The sequence below is a fragment of the Exiguobacterium sp. s127 genome (assembly GCF_018618695.1).
Classification (GTDB): Bacteria; Bacillota; Bacilli; order Exiguobacteriales; family Exiguobacteriaceae; genus Exiguobacterium_A; species Exiguobacterium_A oxidotolerans.
In genome coordinates this window covers 20245-40478 of record NZ_JACSMO010000007.1, presented here as the reverse complement: position 1 = coordinate 40478, position 20234 = coordinate 20245, and the positions used below count along the sequence as shown (strand labels likewise).

Annotated in this window: 19 protein-coding genes and 1 tRNA gene; 9 read left to right on the top strand and 11 right to left on the bottom strand. The window is 44.3% G+C overall.

The features are described 5' to 3' along the window. Positions 1-7: 7 nt before the first annotated feature. Genes KNP98_RS10290 through KNP98_RS10280 form a run of 3 tightly spaced genes read right to left on the bottom strand, consistent with a single transcriptional unit; the run spans position 8 to position 2621 of the window. Complete coding sequence (locus KNP98_RS10290) at positions 8-559, bottom strand: histidine phosphatase family protein (RefSeq protein ID WP_214802496.1); 552 nt, start codon at positions 557-559, stop codon at positions 8-10. Between the two features lie 11 nt (positions 560-570). Beyond that, entirely contained in the window at positions 571-1254 is a 684-nt protein-coding gene (locus KNP98_RS10285; protein ID WP_214811395.1) for a response regulator transcription factor, read from the bottom strand. A gap of 5 nt (positions 1255-1259) precedes the next feature. Continuing rightward, positions 1260-2621, bottom strand: coding sequence for a sensor histidine kinase (locus tag KNP98_RS10280; RefSeq protein WP_214811392.1), 1362 nt, complete (start codon positions 2619-2621; stop codon positions 1260-1262). 166 nt (positions 2622-2787) lie between these two features. Between KNP98_RS10280 and KNP98_RS10275 the strand changes: the two genes are divergently transcribed. Further along, complete coding sequence (locus KNP98_RS10275; RefSeq protein WP_088836326.1) at positions 2788-3357, top strand: YdhK family protein; 570 nt, start codon at positions 2788-2790, stop codon at positions 3355-3357. 45 nt (positions 3358-3402) lie between these two features. Here the strand turns inward: KNP98_RS10275 and KNP98_RS10270 are convergent. Beyond that, positions 3403-3475: transfer RNA gene (locus KNP98_RS10270), tRNA-Val, on the bottom strand. A 237-nt stretch (positions 3476-3712) separates the two neighbouring features. Beyond that, positions 3713-4339, bottom strand: coding sequence for a nitroreductase family protein (locus KNP98_RS10265; protein WP_088836325.1), 627 nt, complete (start codon positions 4337-4339; stop codon positions 3713-3715). Between the two features lie 192 nt (positions 4340-4531). Between KNP98_RS10265 and yhfH the strand changes: the two genes are divergently transcribed. The 4 genes from yhfH (at position 4532) to KNP98_RS10245 (ending at position 7409) form a co-directional block, all read left to right on the top strand. Continuing rightward, positions 4532-4678, top strand: coding sequence for a protein YhfH (yhfH, locus tag KNP98_RS10260; protein ID WP_084157661.1), 147 nt, complete (start codon positions 4532-4534; stop codon positions 4676-4678). Positions 4679-4898: 220 nt separating this feature from the next. Beyond that, positions 4899-5744: a polysaccharide deacetylase family protein gene (locus tag KNP98_RS10255; protein ID WP_088836324.1), complete on the top strand. Its 846-nt coding sequence runs from the start codon at positions 4899-4901 to the stop codon at positions 5742-5744. A gap of 12 nt (positions 5745-5756) precedes the next feature. After that, entirely contained in the window at positions 5757-6407 is a 651-nt protein-coding gene (locus KNP98_RS10250; RefSeq protein WP_088836323.1) for a YkyA family protein, read from the top strand. A gap of 93 nt (positions 6408-6500) precedes the next feature. Next, positions 6501-7409, top strand: coding sequence for an EamA family transporter (locus KNP98_RS10245; protein ID WP_029332642.1), 909 nt, complete (start codon positions 6501-6503; stop codon positions 7407-7409). A 59-nt stretch (positions 7410-7468) separates the two neighbouring features. Here the strand turns inward: KNP98_RS10245 and nagE are convergent, their stop codons facing one another. The 3 genes from nagE to KNP98_RS10230 form a co-directional block, all read right to left on the bottom strand. Next, positions 7469-8977 carry an N-acetylglucosamine-specific PTS transporter subunit IIBC gene (gene nagE / locus KNP98_RS10240; protein ID WP_214766719.1) on the bottom strand — a complete coding sequence of 503 codons (1509 nt, stop codon included), beginning with the start codon at positions 8975-8977 and terminating at the stop codon, positions 7469-7471. A gap of 159 nt (positions 8978-9136) precedes the next feature. Next, entirely contained in the window at positions 9137-9334 is a 198-nt protein-coding gene (locus KNP98_RS10235; RefSeq protein WP_088836321.1) for a CsbD family protein, read from the bottom strand. Positions 9335-9451: 117 nt separating this feature from the next. Further along, positions 9452-10654, bottom strand: a complete 1203-nt coding sequence (locus KNP98_RS10230; protein ID WP_214811390.1) for an ornithine--oxo-acid transaminase — start codon at positions 10652-10654, stop codon at positions 9452-9454. 181 nt (positions 10655-10835) lie between these two features. Here KNP98_RS10230 and KNP98_RS10225 point away from each other — a divergent pair, with 181 nt between their 5' ends. Continuing rightward, positions 10836-12875: a sensor domain-containing protein gene (locus KNP98_RS10225; RefSeq protein ID WP_214811387.1), complete on the top strand. Its 2040-nt coding sequence runs from the start codon at positions 10836-10838 to the stop codon at positions 12873-12875. Positions 12876-13286: 411 nt separating this feature from the next. Here the strand turns inward: KNP98_RS10225 and KNP98_RS10220 are convergent, their stop codons facing one another. Beyond that, a complete protein-coding gene (locus tag KNP98_RS10220) occupies positions 13287-14684 on the bottom strand; it encodes a basic amino acid/polyamine antiporter (RefSeq protein WP_214811420.1) in 1398 nt (465 codons plus the stop codon). A gap of 114 nt (positions 14685-14798) precedes the next feature. Here KNP98_RS10220 and KNP98_RS10215 point away from each other — a divergent pair, with 114 nt between their 5' ends. Both KNP98_RS10215 and KNP98_RS10210 read left to right on the top strand, forming a co-directional pair. After that, positions 14799-15482: an MgtC/SapB family protein gene (locus KNP98_RS10215; protein WP_088838422.1), complete on the top strand. Its 684-nt coding sequence runs from the start codon at positions 14799-14801 to the stop codon at positions 15480-15482. A 108-nt stretch (positions 15483-15590) separates the two neighbouring features. After that, complete coding sequence (locus KNP98_RS10210; protein ID WP_214811385.1) at positions 15591-17225, top strand: peptide ABC transporter substrate-binding protein; 1635 nt, start codon at positions 15591-15593, stop codon at positions 17223-17225. Between the two features lie 98 nt (positions 17226-17323). Here KNP98_RS10210 and KNP98_RS10205 read toward each other — a convergent pair whose 3' ends face one another. Further along, the gene (locus tag KNP98_RS10205; RefSeq protein ID WP_088836316.1) at positions 17324-17581 is read right to left on the bottom strand and encodes a hypothetical protein; all 258 of its coding nucleotides are present in this window, start codon (positions 17579-17581) and stop codon (positions 17324-17326) included. A gap of 248 nt (positions 17582-17829) precedes the next feature. Further along, positions 17830-19566 carry an adenine deaminase gene (gene ade, locus KNP98_RS10200; protein WP_214811383.1) on the bottom strand — a complete coding sequence of 579 codons (1737 nt, stop codon included), beginning with the start codon at positions 19564-19566 and terminating at the stop codon, positions 17830-17832. 127 nt (positions 19567-19693) lie between these two features. On the opposite strand from ade, the gene KNP98_RS10195 reads away from it, so the two are divergent. Continuing rightward, positions 19694-20233 carry a gamma carbonic anhydrase family protein gene (locus tag KNP98_RS10195; RefSeq protein ID WP_088836314.1) on the top strand — a complete coding sequence of 180 codons (540 nt, stop codon included), beginning with the start codon at positions 19694-19696 and terminating at the stop codon, positions 20231-20233. Position 20234: the final 1 nt, after the last annotated feature.

Sequence of the window (20234 nt, the reverse complement as noted above, 5' to 3'; positions counted from 1 at the left end):
TTTTAGTTCACCTTGTGACTTGCCGACTTCCGCTATAGCATTCGCCTTCGAAGTCGAGTCGGTACACCGCTGGCATCGGTAACGTTTGCCAAAAGGCATAGTCATACTGCGCATCAAAATGCTGCATCAATAAGGCCATGATGTTTCCATGTGTTCCGATGACAAGCACCTCTTTTTGATGTGTCCGCAGTAACTCGATCGTACTCGCAACGACACGTTCTGTCGCCACTTGATTCGACTCACCACCGTACGGATTATCATCCGGATGTTCCCAAACGACACGGACTGCTTCTTGAAAATCAGCCAAGGCCCCCGGAGCGAGCACTCGCTCCGCGAAATTTGACTGTTCCTTAACAGCGAGCCCCCGATTTGCTGCTAAAGGTTGAACTGTTTCACGTGCTCGCCTGTATGGACTCGTATACACATGATCTACTGCAATATTTTGAAACACTGAAACTAATGCTTCGGCATCTTGCTTTCCTTTCGCCGATAACGGACGATTTCGTTCATCGGTTGAATACGTTGAATGCGCATGGCGCACAAGATAGATAGTCGTCATGATATTCCCCCTTATGTTGACCAATTCGGGTAATCCGTTAACCGATAACCGATTCCCCGAACCGTCTCTAAATACCGATCAATCGGAAATTCCGCGTCACGTAATTTTTCTCGGACATGTCGAATATGCGAATCGACGGTTCGAGGTTCAAGCATGTTTTCATAACCCCAAACAGATTCCAATAAACGTTCCCGCGAAAGGATCGTGTTCTTGGCATGTAGCAGTTTTCCGAGTAACTGAAATTCTTTTTTCGTAAGTGAAATTCGCTGACCCTCGTATTCACAGCGATAGGCAGCAGAATTATACTGAAGACCATGAAAATTAATTTCTCCATTTCGAGACTTCCCGATTAACAATTCGATTCGAGCAAGCAACTCTCCTTCTTGAATCGGTTTTGAAACATAGTCATCTGCGCCGACTTCGTGACCACGCAAAACATCTTCTCGTTGATTTCGGGCTGTCACCATAATGATTGGAAAATCAGCGAACTGCCGGATAGTTTGACATAATTTCCAACCGTCGACTTCGGGCATCATGACATCTAGTAATGCTAAGTCAATCGGAACCGTTTGAACGAGTTGTAAGGCTTTTTCTGCTGATTCAGCTAAAAAACAAATGTGTCCATAGGGCTTTAAATATAACTGAAGCAACTGCCGCATACGTGCTTCATCATCCACGATCAATATACGTGCCATCTTTGTTACACCTCCCATTGGACAGTTACTGTCGTCCCTTGATTTTTTCGACTTTTAATCTCTAAGCTAGCCCCATGCGCTTTGACGATGGCACTCGCAATCGCCAGACCGATTCCTGATCCGCCACGATTCCGAGAGCGCGACGGTTCACTTCGGTACAACCGTTCTGTGACCCGCTTGATTTCATTTTCCTCTATCCCAATCCCCGTATCTCGAACCGCAAAAAAGGGCCCACCTGAATTTCTACCATAATTGATTTCAATTGATCCGGTTTCTGTATATTTCCGTGCGTTATCAAGAAGATTCAATACGACTTGACCGAGACGAACGTCATCTCCTTCAATCATTACAGCGTCACCCATGACCGTTAGTGTTAATCCTTCCGCTTCAATCGCGGGACGAACTTTCTCGACAAGTGATGGAATGAGTTGCTCAAGTGATACCGGTAACCGTTTAATCAAGAATTCATTTTCATCTAAACGTGCTAATAGAAGAAGTTGCTCAATCAATTCCGTCACCTGCATGCTTTCCTCTTGAATAATCTTAATATACGAAGCTTTTTCAGATTCTGTTAAATCAGGTCGGCTTAAGATATCCGCATAACCTTTCATATAAGTTAACGGTGTTCTCAATTCATGGGAAACATTTGCTAAAAATTCGGTACGTTCCCGATTCAGAAGATCGAGATCTTTCGCAAGTTTTGTAATCGAACGTGCCAACGCGCCTAGTTCGTCTTGCCGTTCGACCGGCAAATCAGCAGACAAGTTCCCTCTACCAAGTTCTGCCGTCGCCCGTTCCATTTCGATTAAAGGACGTGAAATCACCCGCGTAAAGAACCACACAACAAAGACCGTCAAGACGAGTGCGACGATTCCCATTCGTATAAATTGCCGGGTTAACGGATCAACTACTCGTTGTACTAAATCTGCCTGGGCGAACATGAACACATGACCTACATGTTTTCCCGATACAGTGATCGGGCTATCTGTCATCAAATAGTGCCCTTTCGTCTCGGATGGATTAACAATCCGACTGTTTTTTTGGTATGTAAAGTCGGTATGGACAAGTTTTTGTCGCATCTCATCCGTCAGTCGGTCAGATGTACTTTTGATTTGTCCATATTGATCGGTCACGACAACCGTGAACTCGGACGTCGATTCCATCAAACTGACATGATGAATCGTCTGTTCCGTAAAAGATTGCTCGAGTACATCACGATGCGTATCTCCCCGATTCAACAGACCTAACATGACTTCATCCGAACGATCTTCGACAAGATTCAAGTACAATGCACCGAACAAAATACCTCCAGTCACTAAAAAAGCACTCAAAAATAGTACTCCGATATAGTGCGATATGCGTTTCAAGTCATCCCTCCTCATACCATGCTCTTCTTGTTCATTATAAACACCAATTGATTTTAGACTTCAACTGAAAGGTACAGGATGCAGAAATGTCACGCTTTCTGCACGGTTTCTGCACGAATAATGGGTAAAGTAATCGTGTCATCACATTATACAGGGGGAATTTAAAATGAAGAAAACAATCGTAGCAAGCCTCACATTATCGACTGCCTTATTGCTTGGTGCATGCGGGAATGATCAAGATAAAGAAGCAAACCACAATGACATGCAGAGTGAAATGCAGGACGATTCACATGAAGGAATGATGCATTCAAGTGACGGGGATTTACCGGAGGGTATTAAAAAAGCAGCAAATCCTAAATTCGAGGTCGGCTCAACAGCAATCATGTCGTCGAAGCATATGAAAGGAATGGATGGAGCGGAAGCGACAATTGCCGGTGCATTTGATACGACCGTTTATGCCGTGAGCTTCACACCAACAGATGGTGGAAAGAAAGTGACCAATCATAAATGGGTCGTCCAGGAAGAGTTAACACCAGTCCCATCTTCTCCACTTAAAAAAGGTGACACGACGACGATTGATGCTGATCATATGACTGGTATGAATGGTGCCAAAGCAACAATCGACAGCGCTGAACAAACAACCGTTTACATGGTTGACTTCAAACCGACGACGGGCGGCGACACTGTCAAAAATCACAAGTGGGTGACAGAAGACGAACTTCAAACGAACGAATAAACTAAAAAAGTCCCGTTCATCAAATGATGAACGGGACTTTTAGTATGATTCTGACTGGGCTCGAACCAGCGACCTCTACCCTGTCAAGGTAGCGCTCTCCCAGCTGAGCTACAGAATCATGATGCAGTACGTTATGTACTTGCTAGGACATTTATTAATATAGCAAGAAACTAAACAGCTGGCAAGTAGTTTCCGTAAAAAAAATAATTTTTTCATAAAAAAACAGTCGAGCTGACTCAAAAAGAAATCACCTTTCTTTTTACGCGCTTTTTTTGCAAGCGTCGCGTGAAGCAAGTGATTCCTTTTAAACAAGATGGGTGTGGCACATGTTTACTTTTGAGTCAGCCCCTTGTTTTTATAATATTGTTGTCACTTGATCGACTGGTAAGCGAAGTGCCGGGCGTTTTTTCGCATTTTCAACGGCTTTACCGACAGCAATCAACATAACAGGTACAAAACGCTCTTCCGTAATGAACGTATCGGCGAATACTTGATGATCGAAACCGCCCATCGCAAGCGTCGAGAGCCCTTTCGCTTCTGCCACGAGCATCAACTGCATCGCAGCTAAGCTGGCATTCGACATTGCCGCGTCACGGCCGTATGCAGCACTTTGGTAGGCACCTTCTACTTGCCCTTTGATCGAGTCAAATAACTCTTCCGTCATGCCGCCCGCTTCGACAGCTGGTCCGTAGACCGGATTGTAATTACGGTTTGCCTGCGTATCACCCAGCACGGCGATGACGACTGAAGAAGACGTGATGGCTGGTTGATTGTAAGCAATCGGTGCGAGCTGTTGTTTCGCTTCTTCTGAGTGGAAGGCGATAAAATGCCAATGTTGTAAGTTCCAAGCACTTGGTGCAGCTGTTGTTAATTCGATTAATTCTTTTACTTCCGTTTCAGTTAATGTAAATGACGCATCATAATGACGAACAGAACGTCGTTCATTCAATGTTTGCAGTGTTTCTGAAAAAGTTTGGTTCATGATGTAATCCCCCTTAATAGTATCTAATTTACTTTGATATCGTATCATCCTGTTTCTCGACTGTCATATGACAAGACTTACTTAACTTCATCTGTTATAAAACAATTATTGACTTTCATCATCTGTACTAATACAATAAGATTATATAAACAACGTTGTATACACATTGATTGCCATTAGGAGGAGATACAAATGGAACAGCCACTTTACCAAGAGACATCTGCTGAATTTTATCGTCAACTCCCTGCAAAAACTTGTGCTACCTGTGGAAAAGAGATGGATGAACAATGCGAATCTTACCAGTCCGAATGTACGGATTGCACAGTCACTGAACAATAAGTGAGCTATAACAAAGAGGACAAACAGATCCAAACGGGTCTGCTTGTCCTCTTTTTCATATTTAATTTAAATCAAATATCATCTGTTTTAATCTAACTTACTGAGTCATAATTTGAAAAATCTTACTCAGTTATCTTTTTGTAACATGTTTGTTACAAATGAAACAGACAAAATGTTACAGTTAACCTATACGATTTTCTGCAAAGGAGCTATAACAGCGATGGATTCATACAACACTGGAAATCCGATTGGTCTTGGACCACGAAAACGACATTCTAAGAACAAATTTCTTCGCAAGCTATCGATTTTATTCACCTTACTTTTACTTTCTGTCGGTGGATTCATCGCCTATCAATACATCAAGCCGAAACAACAGCTCGCTACTGTAACGGTCACAACGCTCGGACAAGTCCCTGTTGCTAACATGGAAAAATCCCGGGTCGATCAATGGAATGGTGTGACAAAAAAAGTCGCCTATTTAACGTTTGAGGATGGTCCTAGCGCCTTAACCACAGACATTTTAAATGAACTGGCGCAACAACAAGTCAAAGCTACTTTCTTTTTCATCGGAAGCAACATCGACGCCCAGCCGACGTTTGTAAAAGATACCGCAACAGCAGGACATTACATCGGTTTGCATAGTGAGACCCATGACTATGAAACGCTCTATAAGAAAAAACAATATGTCAAAGAGATGCTGAGCGTCCAAAAAAAGATTAATCAGTTAACGGGACATTCGCCTCTTCTGACGCGTCCTCCGTATGGCTCGTCTCCCGGTATTTCAAAAACGATTGCGAATGATGTGGCGTCTGCGAATCTACGTGTCTGGGACTGGTCGATTGATTCGATGGATTGGTATTACAAAGACAGTGCAAAAGAAGTCGCAAAAACTGTCATCGACCGGGCAGAAGATCCCTTCGAAATTATTTTATTACATGAACAACCACAAACGTTACGCGCACTTCCGGCAATCGTTGCCGGTTTAAAGAAAAAAGGCTATCAGTTTTCGATTTATGATGAAGACTTCCATATTCCGTTTAATTTTGTTCAGCAATCCAATCTATAAGGAGTTTCGTTCATGAAAAAAATATACCTGTCTCTCACTTTTCTCTCGAGTTGTGCTGCGTTACTTTTAAGTGGTTGTTCAACAGATTCCTCTATGGACTTTTATGACAAACTCGAGGAGCACGCAACATACGAACAAGACGCGACCACGCTCGCAGAGTCTAGAAGTAGAAAAGATGAAATTTCCGTTAACACGTACCAAGCAGTTCTCGATGCAGGAGCCGAGGAAATCAAGCGGTCACAAAATGAACGTGAGGAATTAATGGCTTTAAACGAAGAACGATCCTCTTTGCTTGAACAAGAACAATCGTTGCGCCGAGAGGCTTTCGCCAAGTTAGATATGCAAGAATTAAAAGATTACGTCGCAGAACTCGAAACCGGACCGAAACGTGAAGGATCTCGCGTGATTGAAGTCATCGAACAGCGTGAACAAGCATTCACTACGTTCGTTAAGCAGTATACCGCTTCAATGAACGCGGAGGAAAAATTACTCTCCTACTTGACCGAGAAACCGAACTTCGTTAAGATTGATGAAGCAACAGCCGACTTAAATCGTATTACGCGTCAGGCTACAGCTACGTTAAACGATTTTAATCGTTTAACTGCTCGCTACAATGAATTAAAACCCGCCTTTTACAAAGAGGTAGGTCTCAACATTAAATAACTCACACAGGTTGCAACCAAACCCTGTCCAAAAAACCTGGACAAGGCCCTGTTGCAACCTTTTTTGTGCGTTCTAAAACATGGAGGCAACTAAATGAATCGATCAAAAGCAACACTTTTCGTTTTAATCGGCGCTATCAGTTACGGTGTCCTTTCAACGATTGTCAAACTAGCTTATGCTGCCGGCTTCGACTCTGCTACAGTTTCAGGAAGTCAGTTTCTCTTCGGATGGCTCATGATTTTCATCCTTGCGCTATTTACAAAAAATCTACGTCTCGCACCTACGACCGCTATGAAACTGGTCATTATCGGCATCTCCAGTGGGACGACAGGTTACCTTTACTATCAGAGCCTGCAGACAATATCTGCTTCCGTCGCAATCATCTTATTGTTCCAATTTACGTGGATTGGTGTTGTTATCGATTCAATCATTTCGAAACGCTTACCTTCACGGGCACACTTCTTGTCAGCAATCCTCTTGATTGGCGGAGCCATTTTGGCAAGTGCTGCTTACACGAGTTCGCTTGACTTCCGCGGAACGTTGTTCGGATTAGGAGCAGCGGTCAGCTTCTCCATCTTTTTACTCGCGAGCGGACGTGTCGCAAATCATCTTCCGGTCATCAAAAAGAGCTTTTATATGATGACAGGTGGGTTACTTTTCGTCATGATTATGTATCCACCTACTACTTTCTTGAGCGAAACAAATTTTGAAAATGGAATGTTGCTTTATGCCCTTCCACTCGGCTTATTCGCTTTGATTTTACCACCACTTTTATTTGCTGCAGGTGCACCACATCTCAGTCCTGCCAGCGTCTCATTGCTCGGGGCTGCCGAGCTCCCAACAGCAGTTATCTGTTCTGTGCTCATTTTAGGCGAACATTTAATGGGCTCGCAATGGATTGGTATCATCATCATCTTAGTCGGTATTTTTTATCCGATTTATGCCCACGCCCCAAAACAAAAAACAGTCACTGCGTCGCACAATCAACGTGACTTTTCTTAAAAGTGTACCTCCCTTCAAAACAAAAGACCATCGCTCATGAGCGATGGTCTTTTGTTTACTTATTTTTGACGTTTCATGGCATCCGCGACGAATTCAACATCTGTCCCGATGATGATTTGGACGTTTGTCGCCCCCATCTTCATGACACCTTTTGCACCAGCGGCTTTAATCGCTGCTTCATCAATTACACTTGTATCTTTGACTTGTAAACGTAAACGTGTTGCACAATTATCAATCGCCGTCACATTTTCCGTACCTTGTAGACCTGCAAAGATTTTTGCTGCTTGTTGCTCATACTTATCATCTGAAACACCTGTTACGATACCCGTGTCTGTTACGAGCGATTCTTCTTCACGACCTGGTGTTTTTAAATCAAACTTCGTAATCATGAAGTAGAACAGGAAGTAATAGATGACCGCGAACGCGAGACCAACCGGAATCAGCAACAACGGTTTTGTAGCGATTCCAAAATTCAAGGCATAATCAATGAACCCTGCTGAGAACGAGAACCCATGTAAGATGCCAAGCAAATTGACGACGGCCATAGAAAGACCTGTCAAAACGGCATGCATGACGTACAAGACGGGTGAAAGGAACATGAATGAAAACTCAATCGGCTCCGTAATCCCCGTTAGGAACGAAGTCAATCCTAAACCGATCATCGCTCCGGCAACAGCTTTTCGATTTTCTTTTCGTGCTGCCATCACCATTGCAGCAGCAGCTGCCGGTAGCGCAAACATCATAATCGGGAAGAAACCAGCCTGATAGATACCCGCTGTCGGATCTCCGGCAAAGAAACGGGCAATGTCTCCATTGACGATCGTCCCGTCTGCTTTTTCATACGACCCGAAGACGAACCAAAAAATATTGTTTAAGACATGATGAAGACCGACAGGAATCAAGAGACGGTTGAAGAATCCAAACAGTGCGGCACCGCCTGCTCCGAGGCTGACCATCCATTCTCCTGCACCATTGATCCCATCTTCGATGAACGGCCATAAGTAACCAAAGATAAAAGCTAAAACGAGCATGACAGCAGAGGTGATGATCGGAACGAACCGTCTCCCACCAAAGAATGCTAACCAATCTGGAAGTTTAATGTTATAAAAACGATTGTAAAGCAACCCAGCTGTAATTCCGGCAATGATTCCGCCAAATACAGCCATATTGACCATCGAACCGAGACTCGCCTGATTCGCAATCGCACTCAAGGTCGCACCGTCAGCTTTCGTCGAAGAGTCATTGACAATGGCCGCTATCGCATCATACTTCGCTTGAATTTGGGCGTTGGAATAATCTTTGTTCATTGAATCAACACCATTTTTTAAAACGAGATAACCAACTGCCCCAGCTAATCCGGCTGCCCCGCTGGCATCAATCGAAAGTCCGATTGCGACACCAATAGCGAAGATGAGCGGCAGGTTATCAAAAATTGCCCCTCCCGCTGCAACCATCAATGGGATATCCAGCATGTCTGCCGATCCGAGTCGTAAGACAATCCCTGCGGCTGGTAATACGGCGATTGGTAACATTAAGGCTTTACCAATCCGTTGAAGAAATTGCAACATACACTTCATCCTTTCTTAAGTAAATAATGATTTGTGACAGAACAATGAAAACGCTTTTACAATTGTTATTATTTCATATAAACATCTAAATGACTAGACCTTTATACAAATTTATTCATAAAAAAAGTACCCGAACGTTCGGGTACTTTCAGCCATGCATTAATGACGATTCGTATCCTCAAGATCTTGCTGGACATTTCCGACTGTCTTTTTCGCGCCGCCTTTTAGTTGATCTTTCTTCCCATCACGTTCTGTTGATTTATCCCCTGTTGCTTTACCAAGTGCCTCTTTTGCTTTACCTGCTGCTTTATCGACTGCACCATCGAGCTTTTTATTCAAACCACTGTTATCTGACATATTCATTACCCCCTATTTTTTATGCGAATAATAGTATTTTCCCACCTCTAAAAGAATCAAACATAAAAAAGAAAAAGACTTCCCGTCATTATCGACTGGGAAGTCTTGATCCCTCCATTATTGCGTTACTGAAGCGCCTAATACTTGTTCGATTCGTTCAAAGGCCCAGTCGAGCTCTTCTTTCGTGATGACGAGTGGCGGTGCAAAACGAATGACCGTCTCATGCGTTTCTTTACAGAGCAAACCTTTTTCTTTTAATGCTTCACAATATGGACGAGCCGCTTCTGTCAACTCAACCCCGATGAAAAGACCGCGTCCGCGGACTTCTTTAATGATTGGATTTTTAATTTGTTTTAGTTTCTCCATGAAATACGTTCCGAGTTCGAGCGACCGCTCAGGTAACTTCTCATCTTCAAGTACTTCAAGCGAAGCAACTGAAACGGCACATGCTAATGGATTTCCACCAAACGTTGAGCCATGCGAGCCTGGATTAAAGACATTCAGTACGTCCCGATTTGCCGCGACACATGAAATCGGGAAGACTCCGCCCCCTAATGCTTTTCCGAGAATATACATGTCTGGCGTCACTTCGTCCCAATCCGAAGCAAACCACTTGCCTGAACGTCCGAGACCTGATTGGATTTCGTCAGCCACGAGCAGGACGTTCTGCTCTTTACAGACAGCTTGGGCGTCTTTTAAGAACCCTTCATACGGAATCAAGATTCCCGCTTCCCCTTGAATCGGCTCAACGATAAACGCCGCCGTATTTTCAGTGATTGCACCTTTTAAGGCTTCCAGGTCACCATAGGGAATCGTTTTGATTCCAGGTAACAGTGGTCCAAAACCACGTTGGTATTCTGCTTCCGTCGACATGGAAACAGCAGTCATCGTCCGCCCGTGGAAGTTTCCTTCGCACACGATAATCTCAGCGTCGCCCGGAACCCGTTTTACTTCATACGCCCAACGTCGTGCAGCTTTCACTGCTGTTTCGACGGCTTCTGCACCGGTGTTCATTGGTAGAACCATATCTTTATTCGTCAACTTCGCTACTTTTTCATAGAAGAAACCTAACTGATCATTATGGAACGCACGTGACGTCAACGTAATCTTATCAGCCTGGCGTTTTAAAGCTTCGATGATTTTAGGATGACGATGCCCTTGATTGACGGCTGAGTAAGCACTGAGCATATCCATATACTGACGTCCTTCCGGATCTTTGACGAAGACGCCTTCCGCTTCTGCAATGACGATTGGAAGTGGATGATAGTTATGTGCCCCGAATTGCTCTGTCTGTTGAATGATTTTTTCTGTTTGATTCATAAATAGTCCCCCTTTGACTCTTTAGAAAACGCTTTCAAATCGATTATAACAGATTCCTCAAAATAATCTTCATACAAAAATTAAACATCTAAGAGGGTTTATCTGCATGTTGATTGAATATATTGGGAATAGACAAGACAACTGAACTATCAATTTGCGTAACAAGGAGTGTGTGCATGTAATGGACCGTTCGACCATTGATTCCTATGAAGTCGTCATGAGTAAGTTCCCCTTACCTGCCTTCATCTTAAATCTGGATTTAACCGTTCGTATCTGGAACCCTTCGGCTGAAGACTATTGGGGATGGTCTGCAGATGAAGTGTTAGGTCGAACACTTCCGTTATTAAATCCGGAAGACGTTGCTTTTAGTGAACAGATTTGGAAATCATTTTTAGAACGTCGTCAGGCCATTCAACTTCCGAACACATATTTTTTACACAAAACAGGTACAAGCATGACCTCGACAATGTTGATCACGCCATTGTTTGACGATAGCGATAAATACGTCATAGGTGCTTCTTTTTGTAGTCTTCCTTCAACCGCTCAACAATCTGGTACGAAACCGCTCTTTCAAGGATTGATGGACTTACGCTATGCGTTTGATCAAATCGCCTGTGTCCTCGTTTTGGATGCACGGGGCACTATCGCTTATGCGAACGCCAACATGGTCGATTTCACAGGTTTTTGTCCGAATCAGCTAATCAAGCGCCCTTGGACGCAGTTGCTCAGTGCAGCCGAAAACGAAGTATTGATGACCATCCGCTCGCAAATTAAACAAAAAAAAGCCTGGTCCGGAAAAGTACCGATTGAAACGTCATCGTCCGAAAAAAAGTTTCTCCAAGCGACACTTATTCCGATTTATGATGCGGCCGGTGTCCGGTTCCAACACCTATTTATCGGGACTGATGTGACCGAAACAACGCGTCTTGAAGAGGAACTTGATTTTCTAGTCCACCATAACGAAATGACGCACTTACTCAATCGACGTGGATTTTTAAGAGAAGGTGCAACAATGTTCGATCACGCTTCACCCACTCAGCCGCTCGCTTTAATCTTATTTGATATCGATCGTTTCAAAGTCATCAATGATTCGTTCGGAACGCACATCGGTGATCAACTTTTACAAGCATTAGCCATTCGTCTCTCACAGCAGACAGAAGGTACCTTAACCTTTCATCCGATGAGTGATTTATTCGGTCTACTCATTCCCGCTTCCGACAGAAATATGTTGTTCCAACTCGTCCGTAAGCTCCAACAAGTCATTCAACGCCCTTACTACATTAATGGTCATTCATTAATCATCTCCTGTACGTTCGGAATCACGCTCTATCCGTCAGAGGCCAGTTCACTCGAAGATTTATTCCGGCGATCAGAAATGGCACTATACTCAGGAAAAGCTGTCGGAACAGGAACGATTCAATATTTAACACATGAAATGGATCAACAATTTACACGAAAAGTACAGCTTGAACGTTCTTTATTTACAGCTTTGGAAGATGGCGCGTTCTCACTCGCTTATCAGCCAATCATCAACTTGAAAACGAGACGTGTGAATGGCTTCGAGGCATTGTTGCGTTGGAATCATACAGCACTCGGAAGTATTCCGCCGGCTGAGTTCATTCCGCTTGCCGAAGAAGCAGCACTCATCACACCCATCAATAACTGGGTCGTACTCGAGGCATGCGAACAACTAGCCAAGTGGCAACAAACGATTGACCCTAAGCTGACGATGGCCATCAACATTTCGCCCCACCAGTTCCAAAGCGATTCCTTTATCCGGACGCTCCAACACTTGATTTCAAATAAAATAATCTCGCCTCGCTCAGTGACGCTTGAGATGACAGAAAACATCGCTATCCTACAAACGCAGCGAACACTCGAACGGATGCAATTAATCAAGTCACTCGGTTTCCGCCTGTCCATCGATGATTTCGGAACAGGTTATTCTTCACTTCAATATTTAAGTGCTTTTCCAATTGATGAACTCAAAATCGATAAAACTTTTATTGATGGGATTGACGTTGGAAATGTAGGATTATTAGATTCCATTATTCAACTAGGTCGGAATTTGAACCTTAATTTAGTTGCGGAAGGAGTCGAAACTTCCAGCGCTGAAGCGTATCTAAAAACAACATCATGTCAACAGATGCAAGGATTCATCTTCGCAAAACCTTTATCCGCCGACGAGGTCGACAAACGATTTAATTCCTCAACTAGCTGATATCGCTTGTTTAACAATACAAAAAGGGCTGACTCAAAAGTCAGCCCTTCAGCGTGTAGACAAATTATTAAGAAGCGCAAACATGCGGTATCGAGATGCAATCCGTTCGCGCTTCCCTGTCTCGCCTCGTCTTCAAAGCGGCAATCTTTCGCGCTCTAAACCGTCTCCATGCCCGGCTTTCCGTCACGGTGTTATCTAAAAAGCGTCACATTTCGTTGACTCCTATGGGGAAAAATGCGTTTTTGACGCACGTTCAGAGGCAGGCAAGACCCTGCTCGTTGTCCGCTAGGATCCAAGGAGCAACGGCTTGCGCCTCGCCCGAGGAAAGCAACGAAAAAAGATGCTTGATCTCCCGATAGCACGTTGTCTACAGTCGGAAGGGCTGACTCAAAAGTCAGCCCTTTTTTACGATTACAACTGGATTTGACCAGCGATCATACCATAAATGGCGATCCCCGCTAAAATTACGAGCACACCGCTCGCGATCATCTCGTAACGTGACATGCCACTACGTTTTTGCTCACGTTCTGCTAACGAGTAGGCAATGATCCCCGGAGCATAAACCAATGCTGCAATGACGATGTACCAAATACCCGACGCATACACGAGCCAAATCGAATAGAAGGAAGCAATAATAGAGAAAATCAACATCTTCGTATTGCGTTCCGCCTTAGAGAAACGAACGCTATAGATCGCCGACAACAAGTACGGTAAAAGTGCACAGATCCCGGCAATACTCGATAAAACAAGATACGATTGGGCCGAGAACAAAGCAACCGCCGCAACGAGTTGTGTCGCAATTTGTGTGATAAGCAATGCGCCGACGGGTGCTCCGTTCCGGTTCGTCTTCGCGAACACTTTTGGAAAAGCTCCATCTTTTGCGACAAGATAGGAAATCTCTGAAGCTAAAATCGTCCAACCGAGCAAAGCACCAGACAACGAGATAATTAATCCAATCATGATGATGGTTGCACCGACCGGTCCGATTGCGGCTTCCAAAACATACGCCATTGTCGGTTCATTTAATCCGGCTAGTTGCTCTTGCGTCAGGACACCGAGTGATAACACTGAAATCAAGATGTAAATGACGAGTACGCCGACGAGACCTGTCACGGTCGCCTTACCGACATCACTCCGCTTGTTCGCACGTGACGATAAGACGACGGCTCCCTCAATCCCGACGAATGCCCAAAGCGTGACAAGCATCGTTCCCTTCACTTGTTCAAAAATCGATCCAAGCTCCGTTCCCTCTCCCCAAAAATTAAGATTGAACGTGCGTACATTAAACGCAATCCCAACGAGCAGAATGAAGATTAGGATGGGGACAAGCTTAGCGATTGTCGTAATCAAGTTAACGAGTGTTGCTTCTTTAATCCCACTCGAGACAATCCAAAACAGTCCCCACACGACGACGACACTCATCATCAATAAAAATAGTCGATTTTCCGCTGAAAAAATCGGGAAGAAATAACTGAGTGCGTTAAAGACTAACGTGATATTCGCAACGGTACCGATCCAGGCGGATACCCAGTACCCCCAAGCGCTATTGAAACCAACGAAACGACCGAAGCCTTCTCGTGCATACGCATAAATACCACCTTCAAGCTCCGGCTTACTATTCGCCAAGTGCTGAAAAACTAATGCCAACATAATCATACCGAGCCCTGTAATGCTCCAACCGATTAAAATCGGACCAGCACTTGCTTTTTGAGCCATCGCTCCTGGCAGGTTAAAGGCTCCCCCTCCAACCATCGAACCGATGACCATTGCTGCTAATGCAAAAAAACCAATCTTTTGTTGATTCATGATGTAAACACTTCCTCCAAATCTGTATATCTATTCATATTAAACGTATATTCATTCGAAGACACAAAGTTCATTATAACAAAACCCACTTCAATGTAAAGAAAGGATTTGATGATGATGGCATGGGTGCATTCGTTCCAACTAGAGGACTTATATAAATTAATGATTGCCGCAACATTTGGAATCATTATCGGATTCGAACGTGAAGTCAAAAACAAGCCAGTTGGTATACGTACTAGCCTCGTAATTACCCTGATCAGTTGCCTGTTAACCATCGTTTCAATCAACTCCGTTATTTTTTATGAAAACATTGCTTCTCATGTCCAGATGGATCCGATGCGAATCGTCGCCCAAATCGTCGCCGGAATTGGATTCATCGGAGCCGGCGTCATCCTCCGACGTCCACATGATATCGTCAGTGGTTTGACGACAGCAGCAATTATCTGGGCAGCGAGCGGCATCGGGATTGCCGTCGGTGCAGGATTCATTATTGAGTCAAGCTTTCTCGTACTTTTTCTATTCGTTTCGCTCGAAAGTATCACCTGGATCATGAAACGATTCAACAACAGCCGGTTTGAAGCAAACGTCATCGTCGCTCATTTGACTTTACCGGAAACACTCGATGCAGAAACGGTTAAAAAAGCGCTCGAACAACAAGGGGTCCGGATTACGAATATTCGTTTACGCGGCACGCCACAGCAATTGACATTGCGGATGTACTCGCCTCACCGTGTCACGATTTTCATACTTTATGACTACTTGAAATCGCTCGGAATTGGGCAAATAGACCTTGATCAGTGAGAATTATCAGAAAATTTATGTTGCATTTTCATCCATTTTCACTTAAATTTACATTATGTTCAAACTTTTCTGAAATTATTTTAAATTAATCGGGGGGTCATTTTTCACATGAAGAAACAGACTAAAATCGCCTTTGCTGGCTTATCGAGCATGGCGCTACTCGCAGTAGCAGCTTGTGGTCAGGATAATGAATCGAACGGTAGCTCGTCATCAGATGGTAACAAAAAACAAGAAGTGACATTTATCTCTACAACGGATGTCCCACAACTCGATCCAACGAAAACGACGGACTCGACATCAATCATCGTGACAAACAACGTATTCGAAGGCCTTTATCGTCTGGATGGTGAAAATAAACCAACGCCTGGGATGGCTGAAAGTGTTAAAGTATCCGATGATAAACAAACATATACCTTCAAACTACGCAAAGACGCAAAATGGTCGGATGGTTCATCGGTCACAGCGGATGATTTCATTTACTCATGGAAACGTGCACTTGATCCGAAAACAGGTGCTGAATATGCGTACATCTTACAGGATTTAAAGAACGCCAATAAAATCATGGCGGGTGAAGCAGAACTCGACGAACTCGGCGTCAAAAAAATCGACGAACAAACACTCGAAGTTCAGCTCGAAGCACCTGCACCGTATTTCCTTGGTTTGACGAGTTTCCCTACGTACTTACCACTTAAGCAATCATTCGTCGAAGAAAAAGGCGACAAATTCGCGATGAATGTTGAATCGATGAACTTCAATGGACCTTTTATCTTGTCAGATTGGCAATCGAACGCCGGATGGACATACAAAAAGAATCCAGATTACTGGGACAAAGCAAACGTCAAAATGGATAAAATCGATGTGAAGGTCGTAAAAGAAATCTCGACCGGCGTCAACTTATTCGAGTCAAAAGAAGTTGATTTCGCACCGATCACTTCTGAATTCGTTTCACAATACGAACAGTCAGAAGACTACAAAACACGTCCAGACGCACGGATCAATTTCTTACGCTTCAACCAGAAAAATAAAGCACTTCAAAATGAGAACATCCGCAAAGCCCTTGCACTTGGTTTCGAGAAGCAAGGCATCACAGATGTCATCCTGAACGATGGATCAGAACCTGCGAACTTCATCGTCGCAAAAGATTTCACGTTCACACCGGACGGCGAAGACTTCCGTGCGAAATACCCAGACCTTCAAAGCTTTGACGCTGCAGAGGCGAAAAAAGCCTGGGAGGCCGGTCTAAAAGAGTTAGGTGTTAAAACAGTTGAACTCGATATGCTTTCACGAGATGAGGATGCCTTCAAAAAGGTATCTGAATTCTTAAAAGGTGATCTCGAGAAGAACTTGCCTGGCTTGACGGTCAAAATCAAGCAACAACCGTTCAAAAACTTCCTTGATCTTGAGTCAAAAGGTGACTATGACATCTCCGCTGCCGGCTGGGGCCCTGACTACCAGGATCCAATGACGTTCCTCGACATGTGGTTAACGGACGGAAGCTTTAACCGGATGAACTACTCGAATAAAGAGTTTGATCAACTTGTTAAAGATGCGAAAAAAGAAACAGATGAAGCAAAACGTTGGTCTGATCTTCAAGAAGCTGAAAAAATGCTTCTCGCAGAAGATTATGCAATTGCTCCAATCTATCAAAAAGGTGAAGCTTACTTGCAACGGGCTAATATCGACAAATTATACCGCCACCCATTTGGTGCTGACATGAGCTTTAAATGGATGGAAGTTAAGTAAGTAACATATGAAATCCAAAAATCCATTCCGGTGGGTTTTTGGATTTTTTTATTTTGTAAAACAACAAAGACCCCTTCTGCCGGAGCCGTCTGGGGTCTTTACTGTGCGATTTGTTTATAGAATTCAATTTTTTCATGTTGTCCCTCTTCTACTGCTCTGAAAAACTCGGCGAAAAATTCATACAACACCGTTCGCTCTTGATAGGTCGGACCTGCTTGACGGATGACAGAAAACGCAAGGTTTCGCAGTTGACGTTTTGTTCGACGCCGCTCTGGCAACTCATGAAATTGGTCGATAAACGAGCGATAGACGCAAGCAATCAGTTCTTGATGTCCTTCAAAATACGATTTATCCATACTATCCTTCCTTTCTTTTTTCTTTTATATTTTACGAATCAAGGGTTAAAAAGTTTCACTAAAAGTGATGTTTTTCACAGATGATATAAAAACAACTATAACAAGGATCAGATAATGATTCAACTTGGAAAATATTAAGTTTCAATAACAAATGTAAAGGAATGATGGGATTTGAGGCGGGAAGGAAATCAATAAAGCAGGTGAACACTAGTCGTAGTGAGTGTTCACCTTTTTTAATTCGTGTTTCTTTATTTTGGGGCCTGCGTCTTAATATGTTGGAAGGTTTTGACGTCAAACAGTCCGCTGTCCGTCAATTTCAAGTTCGGAATGACGGGTAAGCAAAGGAACGACATCGTCAAATACGGATTGAATGAACGATCCGCTTCTAGTACATCCAGTGCATCGTTTAACTTTTCTAACGTAGCTCCGACTTCCTCGAACGGACGACTCGTCATCAAACCGGCGATCTCAAGTGGCAGTTCTGCCAAGACGTCCTCACCTTTGACCGCGATGACGCCTCCTCCCGCTTTAACGAGACGCTCTGCTGCAAGCTTCATCTCCGCATCTGAAGTACCGACGATGACGAGGTTATGTGAATCATGGGCGACCGTCGCGGCAATCGCTCCACGTTTCATACCGAAGCCATGGACAATGCCAACTGCTGAGAAGTCTGTTCCGTTATGGCGTTCGATGACAGCAATCTTTAATAAATCTTGCGCTGTATCCTGCACAAACATTCCATCGACGACGGGCACATCCAACACGAGATGATTCGTAACAATGCTTTTCGGAATAACTCCGATTACATGTGCTTTCGGGTGCGCGAGTGGCAGTTCAAACACTGCGTCCGTGATTTCTTTCGTTTTTAATTCACCGCGCAAATTAGGTGGGACCGTTACTTTTGGAGACGTAATGATTGTTTTACCATCCCGAGCGACCGGTTCGCCTTTTACGAACACTTCACGAATCACTACACGATCAGGATCCGTCAAAAGAACGTAATCCGCCCGGCGTCCTGGGACGATTGCCCCGCGATCTTGTAATGCATAGGCATTTGCTGCATGGAGTGATGCCATCGCATATGCCGTTTCCCGTTTAATCCCATGCTCGATCGCATAGCGCACGTTGTAGTCGATCGTTCCCTCACGTAATGTATCATCCAAATGTTTATCGTCTGTACAGAATAAGAAGCGACTCGCATTGCTTTCCGTTACGGCATCAAGTACTTCTTTTAAATTCCGGGCTGCCGATCCTTCACGGACTTCGACATACAAACCTCTGCGTGCACGTATGAGCGCTTCTTCTTTCGTAACCGCTTCATGATCCGTCCGGATGCCGGCAACCCCGTAGATATTGACTTCACGTGCACCAAGACCTGCTGCATGACCATCAACGAGCTTTCCTGCTGCTTCAATCTGCTCGATTTTCTGTAGCATGTCCGCATCGGCACGTTCGACCGCCGGGTAATCCATTACTTCTCCCAAGCCATGGACACCCGGATGATTGACGAACGGTACTAAGTCGGCTGCCTTTAACGACGCCCCTGCGTGTTCGAACGACGTCGCCGGAACACAGCTCGGTAACATCATCCGTACATCAAGACGAAGCTGTTCCGCGTCATCTAACATGAACTGTAGACCGTCCGCTCCCTTGACGTTAGCAATTTCGTGTGGATCGGCGATTACCGTCGTCACTCCGAGCGGTAAGATGGCCTGTTCATATTCACTCGGTGTCACCATCGAAGATTCGATATGGACGTGTCCATCGATGAAACTCGGTGCGATATATTGATCCGTTCCATCAATGTTCTCTTCACCTTCATAGCCGTCCCCAACGGCGGCGATGTAGCCTGAATCGATTGCGACATCCGCTTGATAGGTCTCACGTGTCATCACATCAATGACCTGAATGCCTTGATAGACAATTGCCGCTTTCTGTTTTTTCGCAGCAATCGCGATAAGTCGTGCTCGAACTGTAGTATCCATCCTATATCCTCCTATAATGACCGGTATTTTTACCATCTTACAATTAGATTGTAAGCAGTTGCAATTTATTTTTCGGGAGTTCAAGATAAAAGAGGTAATTCTTAATCGAAAGTGAGGACAAGCAATCATGAAGTATCGCGTCGGAAACTTAATTCCAAAGGTCGATCCAAGCGTATATATCGCAGACGGTGCAAAAGTCATCGGTGAAGTCGAGATCGGGAAAGATTCAAGTGTCTGGTTCAACACCGTCATCCGCGGGGATGAAGGGCTCATCTCAATCGGGGAGCGGGTTAACATTCAAGATGGTTCGATGATTCATCAATATGAGGAATACTCAACGATTATCGAAGATGATGTCACGATTGGACATATGGCCATGATTCACGGAGGCATCATTCGAAAAGGCGCATTAATCGGCATGTCAGCCACAATTTTAGACGAAGCAGAAATCGGAACCGGTTCGTTCGTCGCTGCCGGTAGCCTCGTTCCACCTAAAATGGTCGTCCCTCCGAATTCGCTCGTCATGGGCGTCCCTGCAAAAGTCATTCGCGAAATCAATGATCACGACCGGTTCATCATGGAGCGGACTGTCAAAAAATATATCAAGCGCGGACAACAGTACGCTGCTGATTGTGTACCTTTATCTGAAGATATGACAGCCTTGTGAA